This window comes from Metallosphaera tengchongensis (assembly GCF_013343295.1).
In the GTDB taxonomy this organism is placed as follows: domain Archaea; phylum Thermoproteota; class Thermoprotei_A; order Sulfolobales; family Sulfolobaceae; genus Metallosphaera; species Metallosphaera tengchongensis.
In genome coordinates this window covers 1,877,814-1,893,688 of the sequence record NZ_CP049074.1, presented here as the reverse complement: position 1 = coordinate 1,893,688, position 15,875 = coordinate 1,877,814, and the positions used below count along the sequence as shown (strand labels likewise).

Below are 15,875 nucleotides of genomic sequence, written 5' to 3'. Positions count from 1 at the left end.
ATTTTACCCACGATTAAGATTTAACCTCTCCTCTCCCCAATAAGCTGTCCCTAGTCCTTAGGTACCTCCTATCTCCAGGCCTGACCTTCAGGGCTCGGTCCAACTCCTTCAGGGCCTCCCCAGTCCTCCCAAGCTTCGTGAGACAAAGGGCCTTATTGTAATGGTAGTCCGGTTCGTCAGGTCTCAGTCTAATAGCCTCCTGCAAAACGGCTAGGGCCTCGAGGAAGTTGCCCATCTGATAGAGGGAGACGGCCCTGTTGTTCAGGTACACAGGGTTCTTTGGGTCAAGCCTTGAGGCGGTACGAAACTCCGCCTCAGCCTCAGCGAACCTCCCCATGTTTGCTAGGGCTAAACCCAACTGGAAGTGGTATTTAGGCACGTCTGGGGAAACACGTATGGCCTCCCTAAATTCAGATACGGCCTCCCCGTACCTCCTTGCTTTAGCTAGCTCCATTCCCCTATTGAACCTGACCTCTGGGTCTTCCCTTGAGACGGCCAGAGACTTCATCATGTTCCTATACGTCTCTTCCTCTGGATTGAGGTTAACGGCAACCTCGATTTCCTTCAGGGCCTCGGTAGTCCTCCTTAGTTTCTCTAGGCAAAGTGCCTTATGGTAATGATAGAGCGCTTCCCTCGTCGCCAGCTCTATGGCCTTTTCGAACTCCCCCAAGGCCTCCTCCAAGCGGTTCTGATCCATGTAGATTAGCCCCTTGAGGTCGTGGGCTGAAGCTGATTTTGGGTTCAACTCTAAGGCCGTATTAACCTCCTTCAAGGCGTTTCTGTAATCCCCTAGGGCATAGAGGGACCTAGCCTTGTTCATGTGGAATATAGGTTCCTTGACGTCAAGGGCTATAGCAAAGTCATAGGCCTTTACGGCCTCCTCATGTCTCTCCAGTCCGCTTAAGGCGTTACCTTTTCCGTTATAGTATTCAGCGACCCTTGAGTTGGTAGCTATGGCCTTATCGAACTCCTCCACGGCTTTCTCTGGCCTTTTCATGGCGAGGAACACCATACCTCTTAAGTAGTGGTAGTTGGACTCATCCCTTGATATCTCAAAGGCAATGTTCAGGTCCCTGAGGGCTTCCTCGAACCTATTCAGGTATAGGTAGGTTATCGCCCTGTTCACGTGGTATGTTGGGTTATCTGGGTTCAGGTCTATTGCCCTACTGTACTCTGCAATGGACTCTGAATACCTCTCTGTTAGGTAGAGCATGAGCCCTCTCATGTTGTGGTACTCGGGGTTAGAGGGGTCGAGACTCATGGCCTTGTTTATATAGTAGAGCCCCTCCTCGTACCTGTTTAGGGAGTACAGAGTCAAGGCGATGTAGTACAGGAGCTCAGAGTTCTTAGGGTTCCCGCCCAACTCCCTCATGAACACCTGGAGGGCAGTCTCATAGTCTCCAGAGTCGTAGAGATCTATACCCCTTGAGAGGTTGTCCTTGACCATAGGGAATATTTGGAGAAATAATTTATAAAAGAATATGGCACTACTTTCTGGTCAAATTCGAAGCCATGCGGAGCGGGAGCCGGTCTTCCTCAATACCGGATGGGAGCGTCCGCACAATCGCTGTTTGGCTCTCTCCTAATGGGGCACAACAGAGAAAAATAAGGGAGTCAGCAGACGCTTCAGCGAGGCTATACAACGTGGTCAACTACGAGAGGAGGCAATAGTCCTTATAACAAAGGAGAGTAAACTTCAAGGTCACTTGGGACAAGTACTACGAGAAGTACAAGGGGGTATTAGACCATGTTAATCCGCTAGCCGTTCTATAGAAGGACAATGAGGCTTGGTCGTCTTTCTCCTTGGTACTGAAGCAAAAGACAGACTCTTTCCTCCTCCCTAAAGGGCGAGGCTTGCCGTTGTTTTGTCACACTTGAGCTAAGCTAGTTGAAGTTTTATCGGCATCTTCACGAGAAGAACTAGACCTTCCTTCCTCAGCTGAGTCTAAGTAGAAAAGACGGGGCGTCCTCCTCTGAGATTATGGTGACCCCTCTAGGGTAGCCCCTGTGCGCCCTTCTGCCCTTGACTTCTACCCTGTAATCCCCGGAGACCACATCTACCTCGTAGGAGTCCTTAAGGAAGTAAACTTCCCCAAACTTCCTAAACAGGTGCTCCTGGATTATGTTCTCAAGGAGGGCACTCTCGTCAAACTCCCTCCCCACCCACTCCGAGATGGAGTGCAATATGAAGGGGTCCCTGAAAAATACCTTCTTCTCCCTCCTCGTTACCACTCTCTCTCCTTCCTTCAAGTAAGCTATACCCACAACAAGTAAATCGGAGAGGAACTCAAGGTACTCCCTCACGGTGTTGTGTGAGATACCCAACTCGCTAGCTACCGAGTTGTAGGATAACGCTGAGGTTATTTTTCCCATTAACGAGTACAAGATGTCTTGTACAAGTCTAGGGCTCCTTCCGTGTTTGTATATCTCAGATAAGACTCCGTCTATGAGGGCTTCTCTCGCGTCCCTGTTCTCATTTATTGACTTCGGGAATCCCCCTTTTGCCTTATACTCTTCAAAGGTGGCTTGGGCTTTAGCGCTATCGTAAAGCAAGTCCTCCTTCTTGGAACCTGTAACCTCTACAAACTCAGGGAAGGACAGGGGGAGTACCTTGACCTCCTTACCTTTACCCCTCCTCCCGGGGGACCTTTCAGGTGTCTTGACTAGGCCTATAGTTGAAGAACCGCTGACCACTATGACGTCGTCCTTGAACTCTCCTCTGTCTATAAAGAACTTCAACACCTTCCACCAATCGTCAATTGAAGTGACCTCGTCTATCACGAGTAAGTTCCTTTTTTCGCGCCTCCTCTCCCTCTCTTTTATAACGCCCTCAAGGATCCTCCTGAACTCTGCAAGTGATGTCACAAAGTCTAGATCCATGTAGTAGGTACCCATGGGTGAGGAATTACCGCCCTGTATCGCTCCCTTTATTAAGAGCTTCAGTCCAGTAGTTTTTCCTGATTGTCTAGTGCCGTAAACGAAGTTTAAGCTGAAGGGTTCAAGGGATATTTCCCTTATCCATTTAGGTACCCATCTGTACTTCTGGGAGCTCCAATCAGCCAGGTGCTTGTCCTTGGTCTCCCAGTTGTCGTAGAACCACCACGGGTTCACTCTATTTAAAGCTTCCATATTTGTCAGTGAACTGACAATACATTTATAAACTTTTGTCAGCGAAAAGACAAGATTGACGTGGAATTAAACTTATTATTTGAGGTGTTATTACACTTGTGACGCTCTTTAATGAAAAGAAAACGGTCGCCGAACCACCCCACGCCCTGGAGTACAGCGGTTCCTTCTGTAGGAAGACAACGTTTAAGAGGGGTTCGGGTTTCATCGGGTCTCATACTTGATATCAACCCTCAACCCTTGTCACGGGAGTCAGGTGGGTGATTCGCTCTCATCCCCTCCGCCCCAAGGGAGACCTCGACCCATCTAGGGTGAGGGAACTTGCAGACCTTGGACTGTTTATATGTCTTGCAGGTCTTTGGGGGTACAGGCACACACCTGGGGCAAGACTTCTTTGAGGTGTATAAAGCCGTAAACAACCCAGATTGTGTAGACAGAACGGTCTCGTGGAAACTGTTTTATTAAAGCCTAATATGTGAACTGAGAAGGGGCTTTAAAGCTTAACAACAATGTTCTAATTAAGTGTTATTTTGGGCATCTGCCCACCTATAGATAGGGGATCTCTTTCGGTATCCTGACCCCTCGACAAGGTGTTTCCAACAAATTACTGAAAAAGGTTGTTACGACAATAAAAACCAGGCCAGTTATTTCTTTTCAATTTCTTTTATAGTTATCTTGTTTGCAATAATGTCGAAGTACTCCTTGAACTTCCCCCTCTCGTAATAGCTCCAAGTCATTGAGGCCAGATAATCCGCTACTTCCAAACCTGCCAGGGACTTTTTAAAACTTACTTTGACTGGAATGCCCTTTACTTTAGCAGAGATGATTTTAGCAGAGGATCTCTTTAACTCTTCTTCAGTATTTCTTCTCAACTTTTGATTTGTTAAATAGTCGTCGACGTATATATGGAGGGTACCTTTCGAAGGAATTTCAACGTTTTTTATCAGTTCCTCAAAGCACTCTTTCCGGCTTATCCTTCGGAACTTCTTTATGACAAGTAATGTAACTTTTATGTCCATCTCCTTTATAACACCTATAAACTCCCTTTTCACCAGATCATTATCGTCCCTAAAATGGAACTTTCTAACAGGTTTATACTTAGATCCTACGAGTTCAATTGCTTCATCTCTTTTCCTTGAAATATCACTATTATTTCTCGACAAGACACCAGCCATCACGAAATAAGCCGTCTCGTCTGCTAAATCCCCGGCTTCGTCCACATAAAGGTATGACACAGTACCTTTATTAACATTAGGTACGAATTATTATTGTTACTCCTAAAAGTCGTTTAGTCAACAAGAATATTTCTGGAGTCATGACGGCCGGGCTCCCCTCGGCCGCTCGTCCAACACTCACTCGGATTTAAATAAGTATAGGATTGCATATTATTTAAACTTTACTGCGCCAAACTGACTCCCCCAAGGGAGATCTACCCACCAATCTAGGTATTCGTGTCTCATTTGAGAGGGGCTTGGGTTTCATCGGGTCTCATACTTGATATCAACCCTCAACCCTTGTCACGGGAGTCAGGTGGGTGATTCGCTCTCATCCCCTCCGCCCCAAGGGAGACCTCGACCCATCTAGGGTGAGGGAACTTGCAGACCTTGGGCTGTTTATGTGTCTTGCAAGCCTTTGGGGGTTACAGGCACACACCTGGGGCAAGACTTCTTTGAGGTGTATAAAGCCGTAAACAACCCAGATTGTGTAGACAGAACGGTCTCGTGGAAACTGTTGACTACGGCGTTTTATGTCCTAGAACCTTTACCAAGCCTTGAAAAGTGAGGTTTACTGTTTCTATTAAACTTGAAATCGACACTAACACGTGACCCAGGTCGAGAACAGTTTTCTACTCGTAAAGATTTCCAGGTCTTGGGAGCCATTGGACTGGTAGGGCTCGTCCCTTCCGTTGTGTTCAGTAGGACGTTTCAGATACCATCATGAGGGAAAGGGTGTTGGCGACCTCCCTTATGGAGACCACACCAACCGGCTTCCCTCTGTCCGTGACCAGGAGATGCCTTATCTTCTTTTCACCCATTAACTCTAGAGCCTCAATCAGTGGTCTGTTCTTTTCTATGGAGATTACAGGTCCTTTACCCAACTTCTTAGCTGGTGTTGAGTAGTCCAGTCCCTCGGCGACTGCCCTAGTGACGTCCCTTTCAGTCACAATGGTTACCTCTCCTCCTTCCCCTAGTAGGATCACTGAACTAACGTCGTTGTCCCTCATGGCTTTAGCTACATCCCTCATGGTTGAGGAAGAGGGAAGACTTACCAAATCTTTACTTATTAATTGACCAACATTCATATTATAATATAATAACCTAGAAAGTTAAAAGGATATCCCACATCGAGCTTATAAAAGGAGGGCAGACCTCGCCTTTTAATGTCGCGTTTTATGCCTTGACGTAACAATGGTTTATGGCACTCCCATTTGGTCAACCTAAAGACCATGAGGAGCGGGAGCCAATTTCTCCCGCAATACGTGAGGGGAGAGTACTTACCGTCATCGTGGGCTATTTTCAAATGGAGCACAATAGAAAAAGCTGGAACTTGTCGTTGATGTGTACCTATAGTCTGCCTTGAGTATCATACCAACTAAGTCTATCTGTAAGGGATATTTCCATCTTCCAGTCCTTAAGGATTAGCGAGCGTCTTTACTCATCAACTTCGTAGCGGTCTTGCTTAACTACTAGGCTTAGCTTCCTCTTCCCCCTCTCATATTTCCAGTAACCTGGTGACGATCGTGAAAAATGAAGGGTTGTAGGTCTTCCCTTCGCTTTAGTGACTAGAAAAAAGACCATGATTCATCGTTATTTTGTACAGCTTGTGAATCAACTCCAATCTCCTTGATACTCCTCATAGTACTTGTCCCAAGTACCCTTGGAGTCTGCTCCCTTCTGTTGGAAGAACCTTCTTCTCTCGTAGTTGACCTCGTTGTATAGCCTGGTATCTACAAACTTCCTCATCCATATACCGGTTGACGTAGGTAGAATTGCAACAAAGAAGTCCGGTAAGCCCATGAAGGAATCCCTCATAGTTCACGGTGAGAGGGACAAGGTACAGCTAGCCTCACCTAAAGGGGACAAGGTAGCATAAATTGACATGGGCATTAGCATGTTAGCAACAGTTATAGGCACGTTGGAAAAAACCTCTTTCCTTTTTAGTCTCTTCTAATCGAGTAACTCCCTTAAAGGAGAGTGACACCCAGGACCTCGGTGGAACCCTCCTTTAGGACGGCAGGAGGTTAGCTGAAGTGGGACAACCACCTTAACTTTACCATGACCAAGGAGAGTATTACTCCGGGGGTATCTCCTTGAAGGAGTACTTTATGTCTACTCCCTCTTTCCTTAACCTGTACCACCGCATTACGTAATATATTACTATTCCAGCTATGAAGGGGGATGCAACAATTAGCCAAGTTATGGGGTTCATCGTTATTCCCAGATAAACTGTAGAGTTACCAAACCAATAATATCCGTAAAGGCTCATAACGATCAGGTCTGCAACCGAGACCCCTAAGATTAAGTACTTATTTCCCGGTAGCTCGTTCCCTCTACTCAGATTGGCAAAGACTGAAGCTAGGATCACAACCACGAACCCAAACAACAGTGCCATCGCGTCTGCAGTGTCCATACCGTAGAAGAACGCCGAGCTCAGCGGAGTCACAGTTATGACGGTCAGACTACCTATGGTAATCACCTCGTCTATGAGGTGTGCCACTACCGGAGAGTGGAACCTCTCGCTTACGTAGGACACAACGGTGGGAAGCGCCTTATCAAAGGCCACAGCCATGAAGTACCTGGAGACGAATAGAGCCACAGCAAACATTATAGCTAAGTACCAGAAGTATGAACCTACAACCAATAGTAAGTCTAGTGGAAGACTTCTAAATGAGACAACCACATCGAAGACAGGGTTTAGGAGGTTGGAATACCCCTTCACTCCAGCTCCTACAAAGAAGGCTGAGGACAGGGAGCTCACGGAGGACCAAATGAAGAAGGTTATTAGAACTCCAGATACCACCAACGCAGCTAGGACTCCAAGCTTGAAGGATCTACTGCCGCCCCTGATCTCCCCAGCGACAGATGTAGCCCCATTAACGAACGGAAGGAAACTCGCAGTGAACACCATTAGACCTATTGTCGCCAAGACCGTATTAGTGAACAGAGGAGTCGCCGAGGAGCTGGCGCTCACAACGGAAGCGTAACTGACCCCTGATGAGGTGATGGAGGAGGGAGTAACAAAGTGCATAAGAACTCCCGTGATAACAAACGTTAGTAAGGCGACTACAGTAATTCCTCCCATTATCTGATTGGTGTACTTGGGAAGAAAGATATTTATCAATATGACAACGGTAAAAGTCAAGGCCCCTATGGTTAGAACAGAGATGGGATCAGATAAGAACGAGGCTAATGACGAGAACACGCCTCCGAAGTTCACTGCCATTCCAGCGAATCCGGTCTGTAACTGCCCTACTCCATCGTACACGATGGCAGCGTCAAATATCATCTGAGATATACCAAATACAAGACCCGTTCCAACCCCAACTGCAGGGTGGAGGACTCTGCTAGCGAAGACGTAATCGGCGGCTGTCCTCTGATACTTCTCGCTTATCTTAGTCCAGAGGTAACCGTGGGGGAGCAAAACTATCCAGCTGAGCAGAGCCCCTATGACAACCAACCCGTTTGGGGATATGGAGAGTCCAGACAGGTAGGATATTGGTAAGACGTAGAACGCTATGAAACCCATGCTAATGAACATAGCCGTTATCCAATTGATCTCCCTCACGAGGCCTGATGACTCCCTGGCAAAAAGAGGGGAGGACGGAAAACCGATCTGGTTTTTTCCGGTTTTACCTTTATCTTTAGCCATGGACGTTTGTGCACGGAGGTTTCATAAATGTTTTATCATAATTATCATCTTAACTTTCCAATTCTTAAAGTAAGAAAATAAACACTCATATCAAGAGCAGGGAATTTCCCTAATTAGAACATTAAAACCTTTTAATGATACCTCAGACCCTCCCCTTTTCAACCCGGATCAGACCTAGATTTGATCAAGAATATCTAATTATAAAATGCCCTGAAATACGTTGATAATTATCTAGAACTTTACGTTAAGAAATAATTATTATCTAAGATAAATGGTCCTCATAGACTAGAAAATTATGTAATTATTCAAACACTTAATCAGAATTTATATTAGGGAAGGTACTGAGTGACAATCCATGCTAAACGTAAAAGCGGAGTACAGTCCGCTCAGAAAAGTAGCTGTGGCTACTCCTGGGAAAGAAAAAAGTAGGTTATCACCGAAAACCCTATACCAACTTCAGTACTCTGAGATTCCGGACCCTGTGGAACTGAAGGATGAGCACGACAAGTTCGTCAGTAAGCTTAAGGAGGTTGGGACTGAAGTGGTAAACCTAAGGGAAGAAGTCATGAAGCTTGGAAGGGAAGACCTAGAAGATATGGTCATGAAATACAGCGAATGTTCCATAGACTTGGAGTCCCTAAGCAAGGAAACCTTAGCGGACATTTTAATATCAGGTCTTACCGCCTCGGAGGCCAAGAGTATTGGCACAGTATTACTCCCAGAGGACGAGGAGTTCTGTTTGAAGCCGTTGGTGAACATTATGTTCACAAGGGATCCTGGGATGGTCATTGGCAAGACATACGTGAAGGGAAGGATGAGGTGGGAGTCCAGGAAGATGGAACCGGAAGTCTTCTCTAAGATCCTGAGACCTGAGAACGTTTTGGAAGTTAAGGCTGGATTCTTCGAAGGAGGGGACTTCTTCCCATTGGAGGGAAGACTACTAATGGGCTTTGGTACTAGGAGTAGCGCTATTGGATTGAGTTATGCCCTACCGAAATTGAGGGAAATAGGTGAGATAGATGAGGCCATCCTAGTAAAGCTGGAAACCCCAGAGTTAAGTCCCAATAAGGGCATAGGACATCTGGATACGGTCATGGGTATTCCAGATAAGGATGTGATCATCTATTATAAGTCTCTCCTGGACAGGTCGAAGGTTTACATCTACAAGGGGAGAGAAGTCGAGAAGGATCCCAGACCCCTGAAGGAAGTGTTAAGGGAGTACTTGACCCCTGACCTCAGGGTGGTAAACATAGGGAACGGTGAGTACTACGACGAGGAGAGGGAACACTGGCTTCTCGCAAGTAACGTCATAGTTGTGGACAAGGGCAAGATAATAGCCTACGACCACAACAGGATTACTAACTCTTTAGTGGAAGAAGCAGGGATCAAGGTTATAACCTTCAAGGGGAACGAAATAATAAAGGAAGGAGGAGAGAGGAGCGGACCTAGGTGTATGACCCTGCCCCTGATCAAAAGCTGAGATAAGTTATAACTATTTCAAGTGATGGGCTAGCGTCCCAAGTGCACTTTTTACAAAGTGAGGTAAGCCTCGCCATTTATGGCGTGAGGGAGTCCGCAGCTGAGAATTAGCTTGAAGGTCAAATGCGTGAGCACAATTAGCTTTGATCTTCACCGTACGATTATCCACTATTTTAATAACAACCCCCTATTTTGATAAATATTTATCAGTACCCCCAGATATTCTCCATTATATTTTCAATTTTTTTAAGGGAATGCTCAGAAAGCTTATATACATGTTGAATAATTCTGAGATTATGCCCCACGAAATCAAGATACTGTTTACCTCAGATATCCACGGATCTGAAAGAGTTTTCAAGAAGGCATTTAACGCTGCAAAAATGTTCAACGTGGACCACTTAATATTCGGGGGGGACATGTTCTCAAAGGACTTCCTAATTATCTTTAGGAGGAACGAGACCGGTAAATATTTCCTTGAGAACAAGGAGGTTAACTGGAAGACAATCGAAGAGGAGTCCCTTATTAGCGGAAAGTTACCGATTGTGGTAGAGCAAAGAGAGGCTGAGGAACTTGGAAACAGGGAGGTTATGAAAAAGATCATCCTTGAACGAATAGAGTGGCAAGCTGAGAGGTGGCTCAAGATTCAGGAGGAGAAGCTTAGGGATGCCCAATTAAAGGTTCATTGGAATTTAGGTAATGATGATCCCTTGGAGATAGATCCGTGGCTAAGGGAAAGGGGTATTGATCTCACTGAAGGAAAGGTCGTAGAGATCGACGACATCAACCTGGTGAGTACAGGTTACGTGAATCCCACACCCTTCAACACCTACAGGGAGTCACCAGAATCCACTATTTACATGAGGCTAGAAGGTCTTCTAGAGAAGGTAAACCCTAGGGAGACTATCCTAAACGTACATGCCCCACCAATCAATACGAAGTTAGATATGGCCAAAACTAAAAGGGGTAGGGAGCACGTTGGTTCTGCCTCGGTAAGGGAGCTCATTGAGAAGTTCAGTCCACTGGTGGGACTCCACGGCCACGTCCACGAGTCCTGGGGGATTGACAAGATTGGAGATACTAAACTGATTAACCCTGGAAGTCAATATTACGAGGGTGTGTTTAGGGGTGCCTTGCTTGTGTTGGAGAGACAATTGGAGAAAGGGCTTATCAAGACATACAAGGTAAGGACATTGGATCTAATTACTGGGTAAAGTTGTTTTCCTTAGACGTATTTCACATTGAGGTTCGCTTCAACCCCAGAAGACCCTATGGGGGTAATCGACCCGCAAGAAGTTCATTCTAAGCTCGGAATGTACCGTTGCAGCTAAGCTAAACTTAACGTTGGACTGCACATGTAGTTATTGAGGTTGAACTTTACCGTAGGAATAATTTAATTAGCACCCTCCCAAAGAAACTTATTGAGGATACATATTCTCTTGGCGACTGACCTCCTCCCTGCCCTAAAGGGCGAGGTTTGACGTTCTTTTTATCATCCTTCAAGTTTGATCAGTAAATAAGGGGAGAAGCCTAGAGCTATGAAAATTGTTCATATTTACCCACATCCCGAAAAGAAATCTAGATAAACCAAGAAACATTTTGACTCTTCTATGTGGAACGATAAAAAGTAATGAAAATTTAAAGGTATCATTCCTAGGAGTATAAAAGAACTTAAACAGAATTCTATTAAATCATATATGCCAATAAACCTCGCTTCGGGCTCTCCTGATCCCAGGACGGTTCCCCTAGAAGATATGGGGAGGCTTGTCGACGAAATTCTCGTCAGGAGAGGGAGAGAGGCCCTCGACTATTCTGAGACCTCAGGAGATTCAGATGTGAGAGGGAGGATAGCTCAATTTCTCATGGAGAGAGGGATAAAGGCTGAATACGATGACGTTCTCCTTACCAATGGTGCAAAGGAAGCCATATTCCTAGTTTCTGAACTCTTCTCTCCCAATACGGTCTCCTCTGAAGAGCCAACATTCCAGGGGTTCATATCTACCTTAAGTTATAGGGGAATTAGGGCGTATCCCATCCCTTGGGACGAGCAAGGACCGATGCTTCACATAATGGAAAGGAGACTGAAGGCACTGAAGATGTGGGCGGACCCAGTGAAGTACTTTTACGTTATACCCGTCCACAATCCCACTGGGTGGGTCATGAGCCTAGAGAGAAAGAAGTACCTCATGGAGCTGGCGCAGGATTTCGACTTTAAGATAGTCGAGGATGACATTTATGGGGTGTTTACCTACGATAGCCCACCACAATCGACCCTGAAGTCCCTGGACTCCGAGGAGAGAGTAATATACATTTCTAGCTTCAGCAAAATCTTGTCTCCTGGACTAAGAGTAGGTTTCATAGCTTACGAGGGAGAGGAGATAGAAAAGTTCAGGAGGCTGAAGAGAGAGGTAAACCATCAGGTTTCTACCTTGGATCAGCTTATAGTAGGGGAGATGCTGAAGAAGGGGATAATTGAGCAATTACTTGAGAGTTCTAGGTCGCTCTACAGGAGGAAGAGGGACTTAATGATGCAAAGTATTGAAGAGTTTTTCCCATCCTCAGTGGGGTGCACTTTCTCCAGGGGAGGGTTTTTCACCCTATGTAGGGGAGAGGGAATTATCTCCAACGCACTTGTGACAGAGTCAGCCAAGAGGGGGGTTAGGGTAATGCCTGGAGAGCTTTTCTTTTACTCGGAGGAAAGTGGAAGAAACTCCTTCAGACTGAGTTTTAGTTACTCCAGTGAACAGGAGGTTAAGGAAGGTGTAAAGATACTTGGACAATTGCTTAGGGAGAGGAGATAGGATTAGCACCTTAACATGGAGATTTGATCTCCGACCCTATACTTGAAAGGGAAATTTCCGCCTCATTTTGTCATATCCTCATGTCTTCAGCTGATCTCCTCCCAGCACTAAAGGGCGAGATTTGCCGTTCTTCTATCAATTGTCTAGGGTTTTGGGATACGGAGAGTTTCTATAACCTTTTTAGTTATAGACCGTAATAGATTAAAATACTTCAAAACTATACTGGTATCTTCACGTAATATTAGCTAATTTTTTAAAAAGAAAAAGAGAATATTTAAAAGCCATATACAGCTTCATATGCTATGGGACTCTTCAGAAGGAGGAACAACAACGAAAGCGTAGGGGGAAGGAAAACCAAAATCCTCTTCACCTCAGATATACATGGGTCAGAGACAGCCTTTAGAAAATTCTTGAACGCTGGCCAAATGTACGGTGTGGATGCACTGATTATAGGTGGCGACATTGCGGGGAAGAACCTTGTACCCATAGTCCATAGGGGAGAGACATATCTCTTGAACGGGAAGGAAATACATAACTTAAACAGGGCTATCGAGGAGTTTAGGAAGTCCGGTACCTATTACTCAGTGATGTCCCAAAAGGAATATGAGGAAGTAGCCTCTGACAAGAGAAAACAGAGGGCCCTCTTCGATGAGCTCATGAAGGATTCCTTAAGGAGGTGGAGCGAAATAGCTGAAGAAAAGCTCGGGAAAAAGATACCGCTCTACGTCAACCTTGGAAACGACGATCCTGAGTTCCTCTTCCAAGTAATGGGAGAGACGGAGACCATGAGGAGGTGTGAGGGAAACATAATAGAGTTAGGGGGAAGCGAGATGATTTCCTTAGGATACGTTAACCCCACACCGTGGAAGACACCGAGGGAACTAACTGAGGAACAGATTGAGAGTACCCTAGTAAAGGAGGTAGAAAAATTAGGGAACGTGGAGAGGGCAATATTCAACCTTCATGCTCCTCCCTATGGAACCTCATTGGATAACGCACCGATGTTGAACGGTGAGCTTAAGCCTGTGGTTAAAGGAATGGACGTGGTCCTGACCCATGTCGGATCAAGTGCCGTGAGGAGAGTAATTCACAGGTATCAACCCATGTTAGGACTCCATGGCCACATTCATGAGTCTAGGGGATTTGATAAGGTAGGGAGAACCGTGATCATAAACCCTGGTAGTGAGTTCAGTCGGGGGATATTGCACGCTGCCCTTATTTTACTTGAGGAGAGTAAGGTATCGGGGTACCAGCTCATTACCGGTTGATATTCTGTACCCCAGAGGAAGAGTTTATATTTCTAAACTTCCGATGGCTACATGTTCATATGGTACAGTGATAAAGGTGTGAGTTCTGGGAGCAGTAGCGCCTAATACATGGTCGCATAGTTAAGCGTATCTAAACCTCCGTAGCTGAAGCGATCGTGTCCTAGTTTGAATCCTTAGTTTACCATTAGCTTGTCTAGGGACGAGGCTTACGTCTGCAACTTCTATATTTCCTCCTATTCCTATAAAGGGTTTGGGTTTCATCGGATTTCATTCTGTTTGATATCAACTCTCGATACTTGGGCTTTACGGTAATCATGGGGACTCCCTCTCTCGTCTCCGCCCCTTTAGTGGAGTGACCCGGACCCATCTACTAGGTGTGGAAATCGACATATCTCTGGTCTAAGCTTACCCCTCTGAGAATATGAACCCAAATTAAGACAGGTCTCTACGCCTAGGTCTTATCAAGGCGGAGAAGAAGGTTAGAATGTTCTTCACTAGTCCCACTTGGTCTAGGGATAGTTCACTGAGGCTATTCATGCTTGATGCCTTGGCCACATAGACTGGGTAGAGGATTGAGGTGAACATGGTTGGGGCGGAGATCAGGACCGTAGTCTCGATTGTAGAAAACATGTTAACGGTCTTCAAGACGGCGCCAGGTAGACAATTAGGGTGAAGAAACAAAGAGGGAGAACCGAAACCTCTTCCGGCTTAACCTATCGCATAGACAGAATAAGTCCTGAGACCAGGACAAGCAGGGGAACAAAAGTCCCTGGATAGATGCCGGAGAACTAAATGAAAACGGAGGAAGTACCAAAGGGAAACCAATTAAAACCTGGGGGAACTCCTTCCGCCGTCTTGAACCATCGAGGTGAGAATCCTCTCGCAAGGGAAGCCCTATTGGTTAACACGAATTAAGGGATGGCACGTTTACTCACGTAAGTACCTTCCTCTATGGATGCTGGGTCTTTAGGACTTAGGAGCCCTATCGCCGTCAGACCTAGACCTGAGGATTGGTTCGACCACGGAACGTAGCCCTGTACTTTCGGCTGCCAGTAACCTATTTAATTACGCCCTCAATATTTCAGTTATGGCAATTGACGAGAATACGGTTAGAGAGATAGTCAGAAAGGAGCTGGAGTCCCTCCTAATAAGCTCCTTGACCTCAGCTGTTAGAGAGCTACAACTATTGATAGGCGACGTCAAAGAAAGACAAAAGGCTTACGAGCAGTGGGTGGAAGAACAGAAAAGGGAAATCAGTGAGCTGAGAGAAGTCACGGCGAAGCTAGTTGAGGGTTTTGCGTCACTCTCGAGTGTAACTACCGAGAACACTAACGCAATCACGGAGTTGAGGAAAGTTATGGAGGTTCTGGTGAAGCAGACGGAGGAGAACACTAAGGCGATAACGGAGTTGAGGAAGCAGACGGAGGAGAACACTAAGGCGATAACGGAGTTGAGGAAGCAGACGGAGGAGAACACTAAGGCGATAACGGAGTTGAGGAAGCAGACGGAGGAGAACACTAAGGCGATAACGGAGTTGAGGAAGCAGACGGAGGAGAACACTAAGGCGATAACGGAGTTGAGGAAGCAGACGGAGGAGAACACTAAGGCGATAACGGAGTTGAGGAAGCAGACGGAGGAGAACACTAAGGCGATAACGGAGTTGAGGAAAATGGTGGAGGCGCTAGCGAAGCAGACGGAGGAGAACACGAAAGCAATAGCTGAGCTAAGGAGGATAGTCGCAAAGTTGGTGAAGGCAGTTGAGGGGCTTAACAGGAGGGTGGGCGGGCTAGAGAACACCTTTGGCCTGATCGTAGAGGACTACATAAGGAAGGACTTGATCCTCTGGTTCCAGTCTAAGGGAACGGAGGTGAAGGACGTGAGACCAAAAACGGTGAAGGTTGGCAGCGAGGTCATGGAGTTTGATGCCTACATTGAGGTGGGGAACATGGTATACGTGGGTGAAATCAAGGCAACATTGAGGAAGAGGGACATGTTCAAGCTTAAGACTAAGGTGGACATCCTAAGGAACTACCTGAAAGACAAGGAAGTAGTCCCCTTCATCGTCTACAGGCTCAAGAGGGGCAAACCGGAGGAGCTCGGCAAGATGCTAAACATCACGGTGGTAAAGTACATGAAGGGAGGTTACTTCGAGGAGAGGTGAACTGCGTCCTCTTCACAACAAGAACGTGAGGAGACTATATAATTAAGTAGATGGAGAAATAGGAGATGGGCGTGGAGGAACCAATACCTGTTAATCCCTTATTTTTCAATCCTTGTATAAACTTAAGTTCTTTAGATGCCTCTTTTCCTCAAACTTAGGCAATACACGTTGAGT

At 46.0% G+C, this 15,875-nt stretch carries 15 protein-coding genes; 7 read left to right on the top strand and 8 right to left on the bottom strand.

Annotated elements, in window-relative coordinates:
* Positions 1–13: 13 nt before the first annotated feature.
* A complete protein-coding gene (locus GWK48_RS10160; RefSeq protein WP_343044012.1) occupies positions 14–1,483 on the bottom strand; it encodes a tetratricopeptide repeat protein in 1,470 nt (489 codons plus the stop codon).
* Between the two features lie 29 nt (positions 1,484–1,512).
* Here GWK48_RS10160 and GWK48_RS11375 point away from each other — a divergent pair, with 29 nt between their 5' ends.
* Positions 1,513–1,671 (top strand): hypothetical protein, encoded by a 159-nt coding sequence (locus tag GWK48_RS11375; RefSeq protein ID WP_217451750.1) that lies wholly within the window; start codon positions 1,513–1,515, stop codon positions 1,669–1,671.
* A gap of 264 nt (positions 1,672–1,935) precedes the next feature.
* Here the strand turns inward: GWK48_RS11375 and GWK48_RS10155 are convergent, their stop codons facing one another.
* Positions 1,936–3,129, bottom strand: coding sequence for an ATP-binding protein (locus tag GWK48_RS10155; RefSeq protein ID WP_174631982.1), 1,194 nt, complete (start codon positions 3,127–3,129; stop codon positions 1,936–1,938).
* Positions 3,130–3,770: 641 nt separating this feature from the next.
* On the bottom strand, positions 3,771–4,346 hold the full coding sequence (locus GWK48_RS10150) for a DUF3800 domain-containing protein (RefSeq protein ID WP_174631980.1): 576 nt from the start codon (positions 4,344–4,346) through the stop codon (positions 3,771–3,773).
* A gap of 397 nt (positions 4,347–4,743) precedes the next feature.
* Between GWK48_RS10150 and GWK48_RS11370 the strand changes: the two genes are divergently transcribed.
* A complete protein-coding gene (locus tag GWK48_RS11370) occupies positions 4,744–4,908 on the top strand; it encodes a hypothetical protein (protein ID WP_217451749.1) in 165 nt (54 codons plus the stop codon).
* 130 nt (positions 4,909–5,038) lie between these two features.
* On the opposite strand, the gene GWK48_RS10145 is transcribed toward GWK48_RS11370, so the two are convergent.
* The 4 genes from GWK48_RS10145 to GWK48_RS10130 form a co-directional block, all read right to left on the bottom strand.
* Positions 5,039–5,428 (bottom strand): CBS domain-containing protein, encoded by a 390-nt coding sequence (locus GWK48_RS10145; RefSeq protein ID WP_174631978.1) that lies wholly within the window; start codon positions 5,426–5,428, stop codon positions 5,039–5,041.
* Positions 5,429–5,777: 349 nt separating this feature from the next.
* Positions 5,778–5,924, bottom strand: coding sequence for a hypothetical protein (locus GWK48_RS10140; protein ID WP_174631976.1), 147 nt, complete (start codon positions 5,922–5,924; stop codon positions 5,778–5,780).
* 30 nt (positions 5,925–5,954) lie between these two features.
* Positions 5,955–6,143: a hypothetical protein gene (locus GWK48_RS10135; protein WP_174631974.1), complete on the bottom strand. Its 189-nt coding sequence runs from the start codon at positions 6,141–6,143 to the stop codon at positions 5,955–5,957.
* A gap of 274 nt (positions 6,144–6,417) precedes the next feature.
* Complete coding sequence (locus tag GWK48_RS10130) at positions 6,418–7,995, bottom strand: APC family permease (protein ID WP_174631972.1); 1,578 nt, start codon at positions 7,993–7,995, stop codon at positions 6,418–6,420.
* A 355-nt stretch (positions 7,996–8,350) separates the two neighbouring features.
* Here GWK48_RS10130 and GWK48_RS10125 point away from each other — a divergent pair, with 355 nt between their 5' ends.
* The 4 genes from GWK48_RS10125 (at position 8,351) to GWK48_RS10110 (ending at position 13,540) form a co-directional block, all read left to right on the top strand.
* Positions 8,351–9,475: an arginine deiminase family protein gene (locus GWK48_RS10125; protein WP_174631970.1), complete on the top strand. Its 1,125-nt coding sequence runs from the start codon at positions 8,351–8,353 to the stop codon at positions 9,473–9,475.
* 295 nt (positions 9,476–9,770) lie between these two features.
* Positions 9,771–10,685: a metallophosphoesterase family protein gene (locus GWK48_RS10120; protein WP_174631968.1), complete on the top strand. Its 915-nt coding sequence runs from the start codon at positions 9,771–9,773 to the stop codon at positions 10,683–10,685.
* A gap of 483 nt (positions 10,686–11,168) precedes the next feature.
* Positions 11,169–12,272, top strand: coding sequence for an aminotransferase-like domain-containing protein (locus GWK48_RS10115; RefSeq protein ID WP_174631966.1), 1,104 nt, complete (start codon positions 11,169–11,171; stop codon positions 12,270–12,272).
* 302 nt (positions 12,273–12,574) lie between these two features.
* A complete protein-coding gene (locus tag GWK48_RS10110; protein WP_174631964.1) occupies positions 12,575–13,540 on the top strand; it encodes a metallophosphoesterase family protein in 966 nt (321 codons plus the stop codon).
* A gap of 432 nt (positions 13,541–13,972) precedes the next feature.
* Here the strand turns inward: GWK48_RS10110 and GWK48_RS10105 are convergent, their stop codons facing one another.
* Positions 13,973–14,170, bottom strand: a complete 198-nt coding sequence (locus GWK48_RS10105) for a hypothetical protein (protein ID WP_174631962.1) — start codon at positions 14,168–14,170, stop codon at positions 13,973–13,975.
* A 457-nt stretch (positions 14,171–14,627) separates the two neighbouring features.
* Here GWK48_RS10105 and GWK48_RS10100 point away from each other — a divergent pair, with 457 nt between their 5' ends.
* Complete coding sequence (locus GWK48_RS10100; protein WP_174631960.1) at positions 14,628–15,701, top strand: hypothetical protein; 1,074 nt, start codon at positions 14,628–14,630, stop codon at positions 15,699–15,701.
* The last annotated feature ends 174 nt before the right edge of the window (positions 15,702–15,875 follow it).

Coding starts and splice junctions, on each gene's coding strand:
- GWK48_RS10115 (WP_174631966.1), top strand. CDS start 11,169: ATGCCAATAAACCTCGCTTCGGGCTCTCCTGATCCCAGGACGGTTCCC.
- GWK48_RS10110 (WP_174631964.1), top strand. CDS start 12,575: ATGGGACTCTTCAGAAGGAGGAACAACAACGAAAGCGTAGGGGGAAGG.
- GWK48_RS10120 (WP_174631968.1), top strand. CDS start 9,771: ATGCCCCACGAAATCAAGATACTGTTTACCTCAGATATCCACGGATCT.
- GWK48_RS10140 (WP_174631976.1), bottom strand. CDS start 5,924: ATGGTCTTTTTTCTAGTCACTAAAGCGAAGGGAAGACCTACAACCCTT.
- GWK48_RS10130 (WP_174631972.1), bottom strand. CDS start 7,995: ATGGCTAAAGATAAAGGTAAAACCGGAAAAAACCAGATCGGTTTTCCG.
- GWK48_RS10135 (WP_174631974.1), bottom strand. CDS start 6,143: ATGGGCTTACCGGACTTCTTTGTTGCAATTCTACCTACGTCAACCGGT.
- GWK48_RS11375 (WP_217451750.1), top strand. CDS start 1,513: ATGCGGAGCGGGAGCCGGTCTTCCTCAATACCGGATGGGAGCGTCCGC.
- GWK48_RS10155 (WP_174631982.1), bottom strand. CDS start 3,129: ATGGAAGCTTTAAATAGAGTGAACCCGTGGTGGTTCTACGACAACTGG.
- GWK48_RS10145 (WP_174631978.1), bottom strand. CDS start 5,428: ATGAATGTTGGTCAATTAATAAGTAAAGATTTGGTAAGTCTTCCCTCT.
- GWK48_RS10105 (WP_174631962.1), bottom strand. CDS start 14,170: ATGTTTTCTACAATCGAGACTACGGTCCTGATCTCCGCCCCAACCATG.
- GWK48_RS10125 (WP_174631970.1), top strand. CDS start 8,351: ATGCTAAACGTAAAAGCGGAGTACAGTCCGCTCAGAAAAGTAGCTGTG.
- GWK48_RS10100 (WP_174631960.1), top strand. CDS start 14,628: ATGGCAATTGACGAGAATACGGTTAGAGAGATAGTCAGAAAGGAGCTG.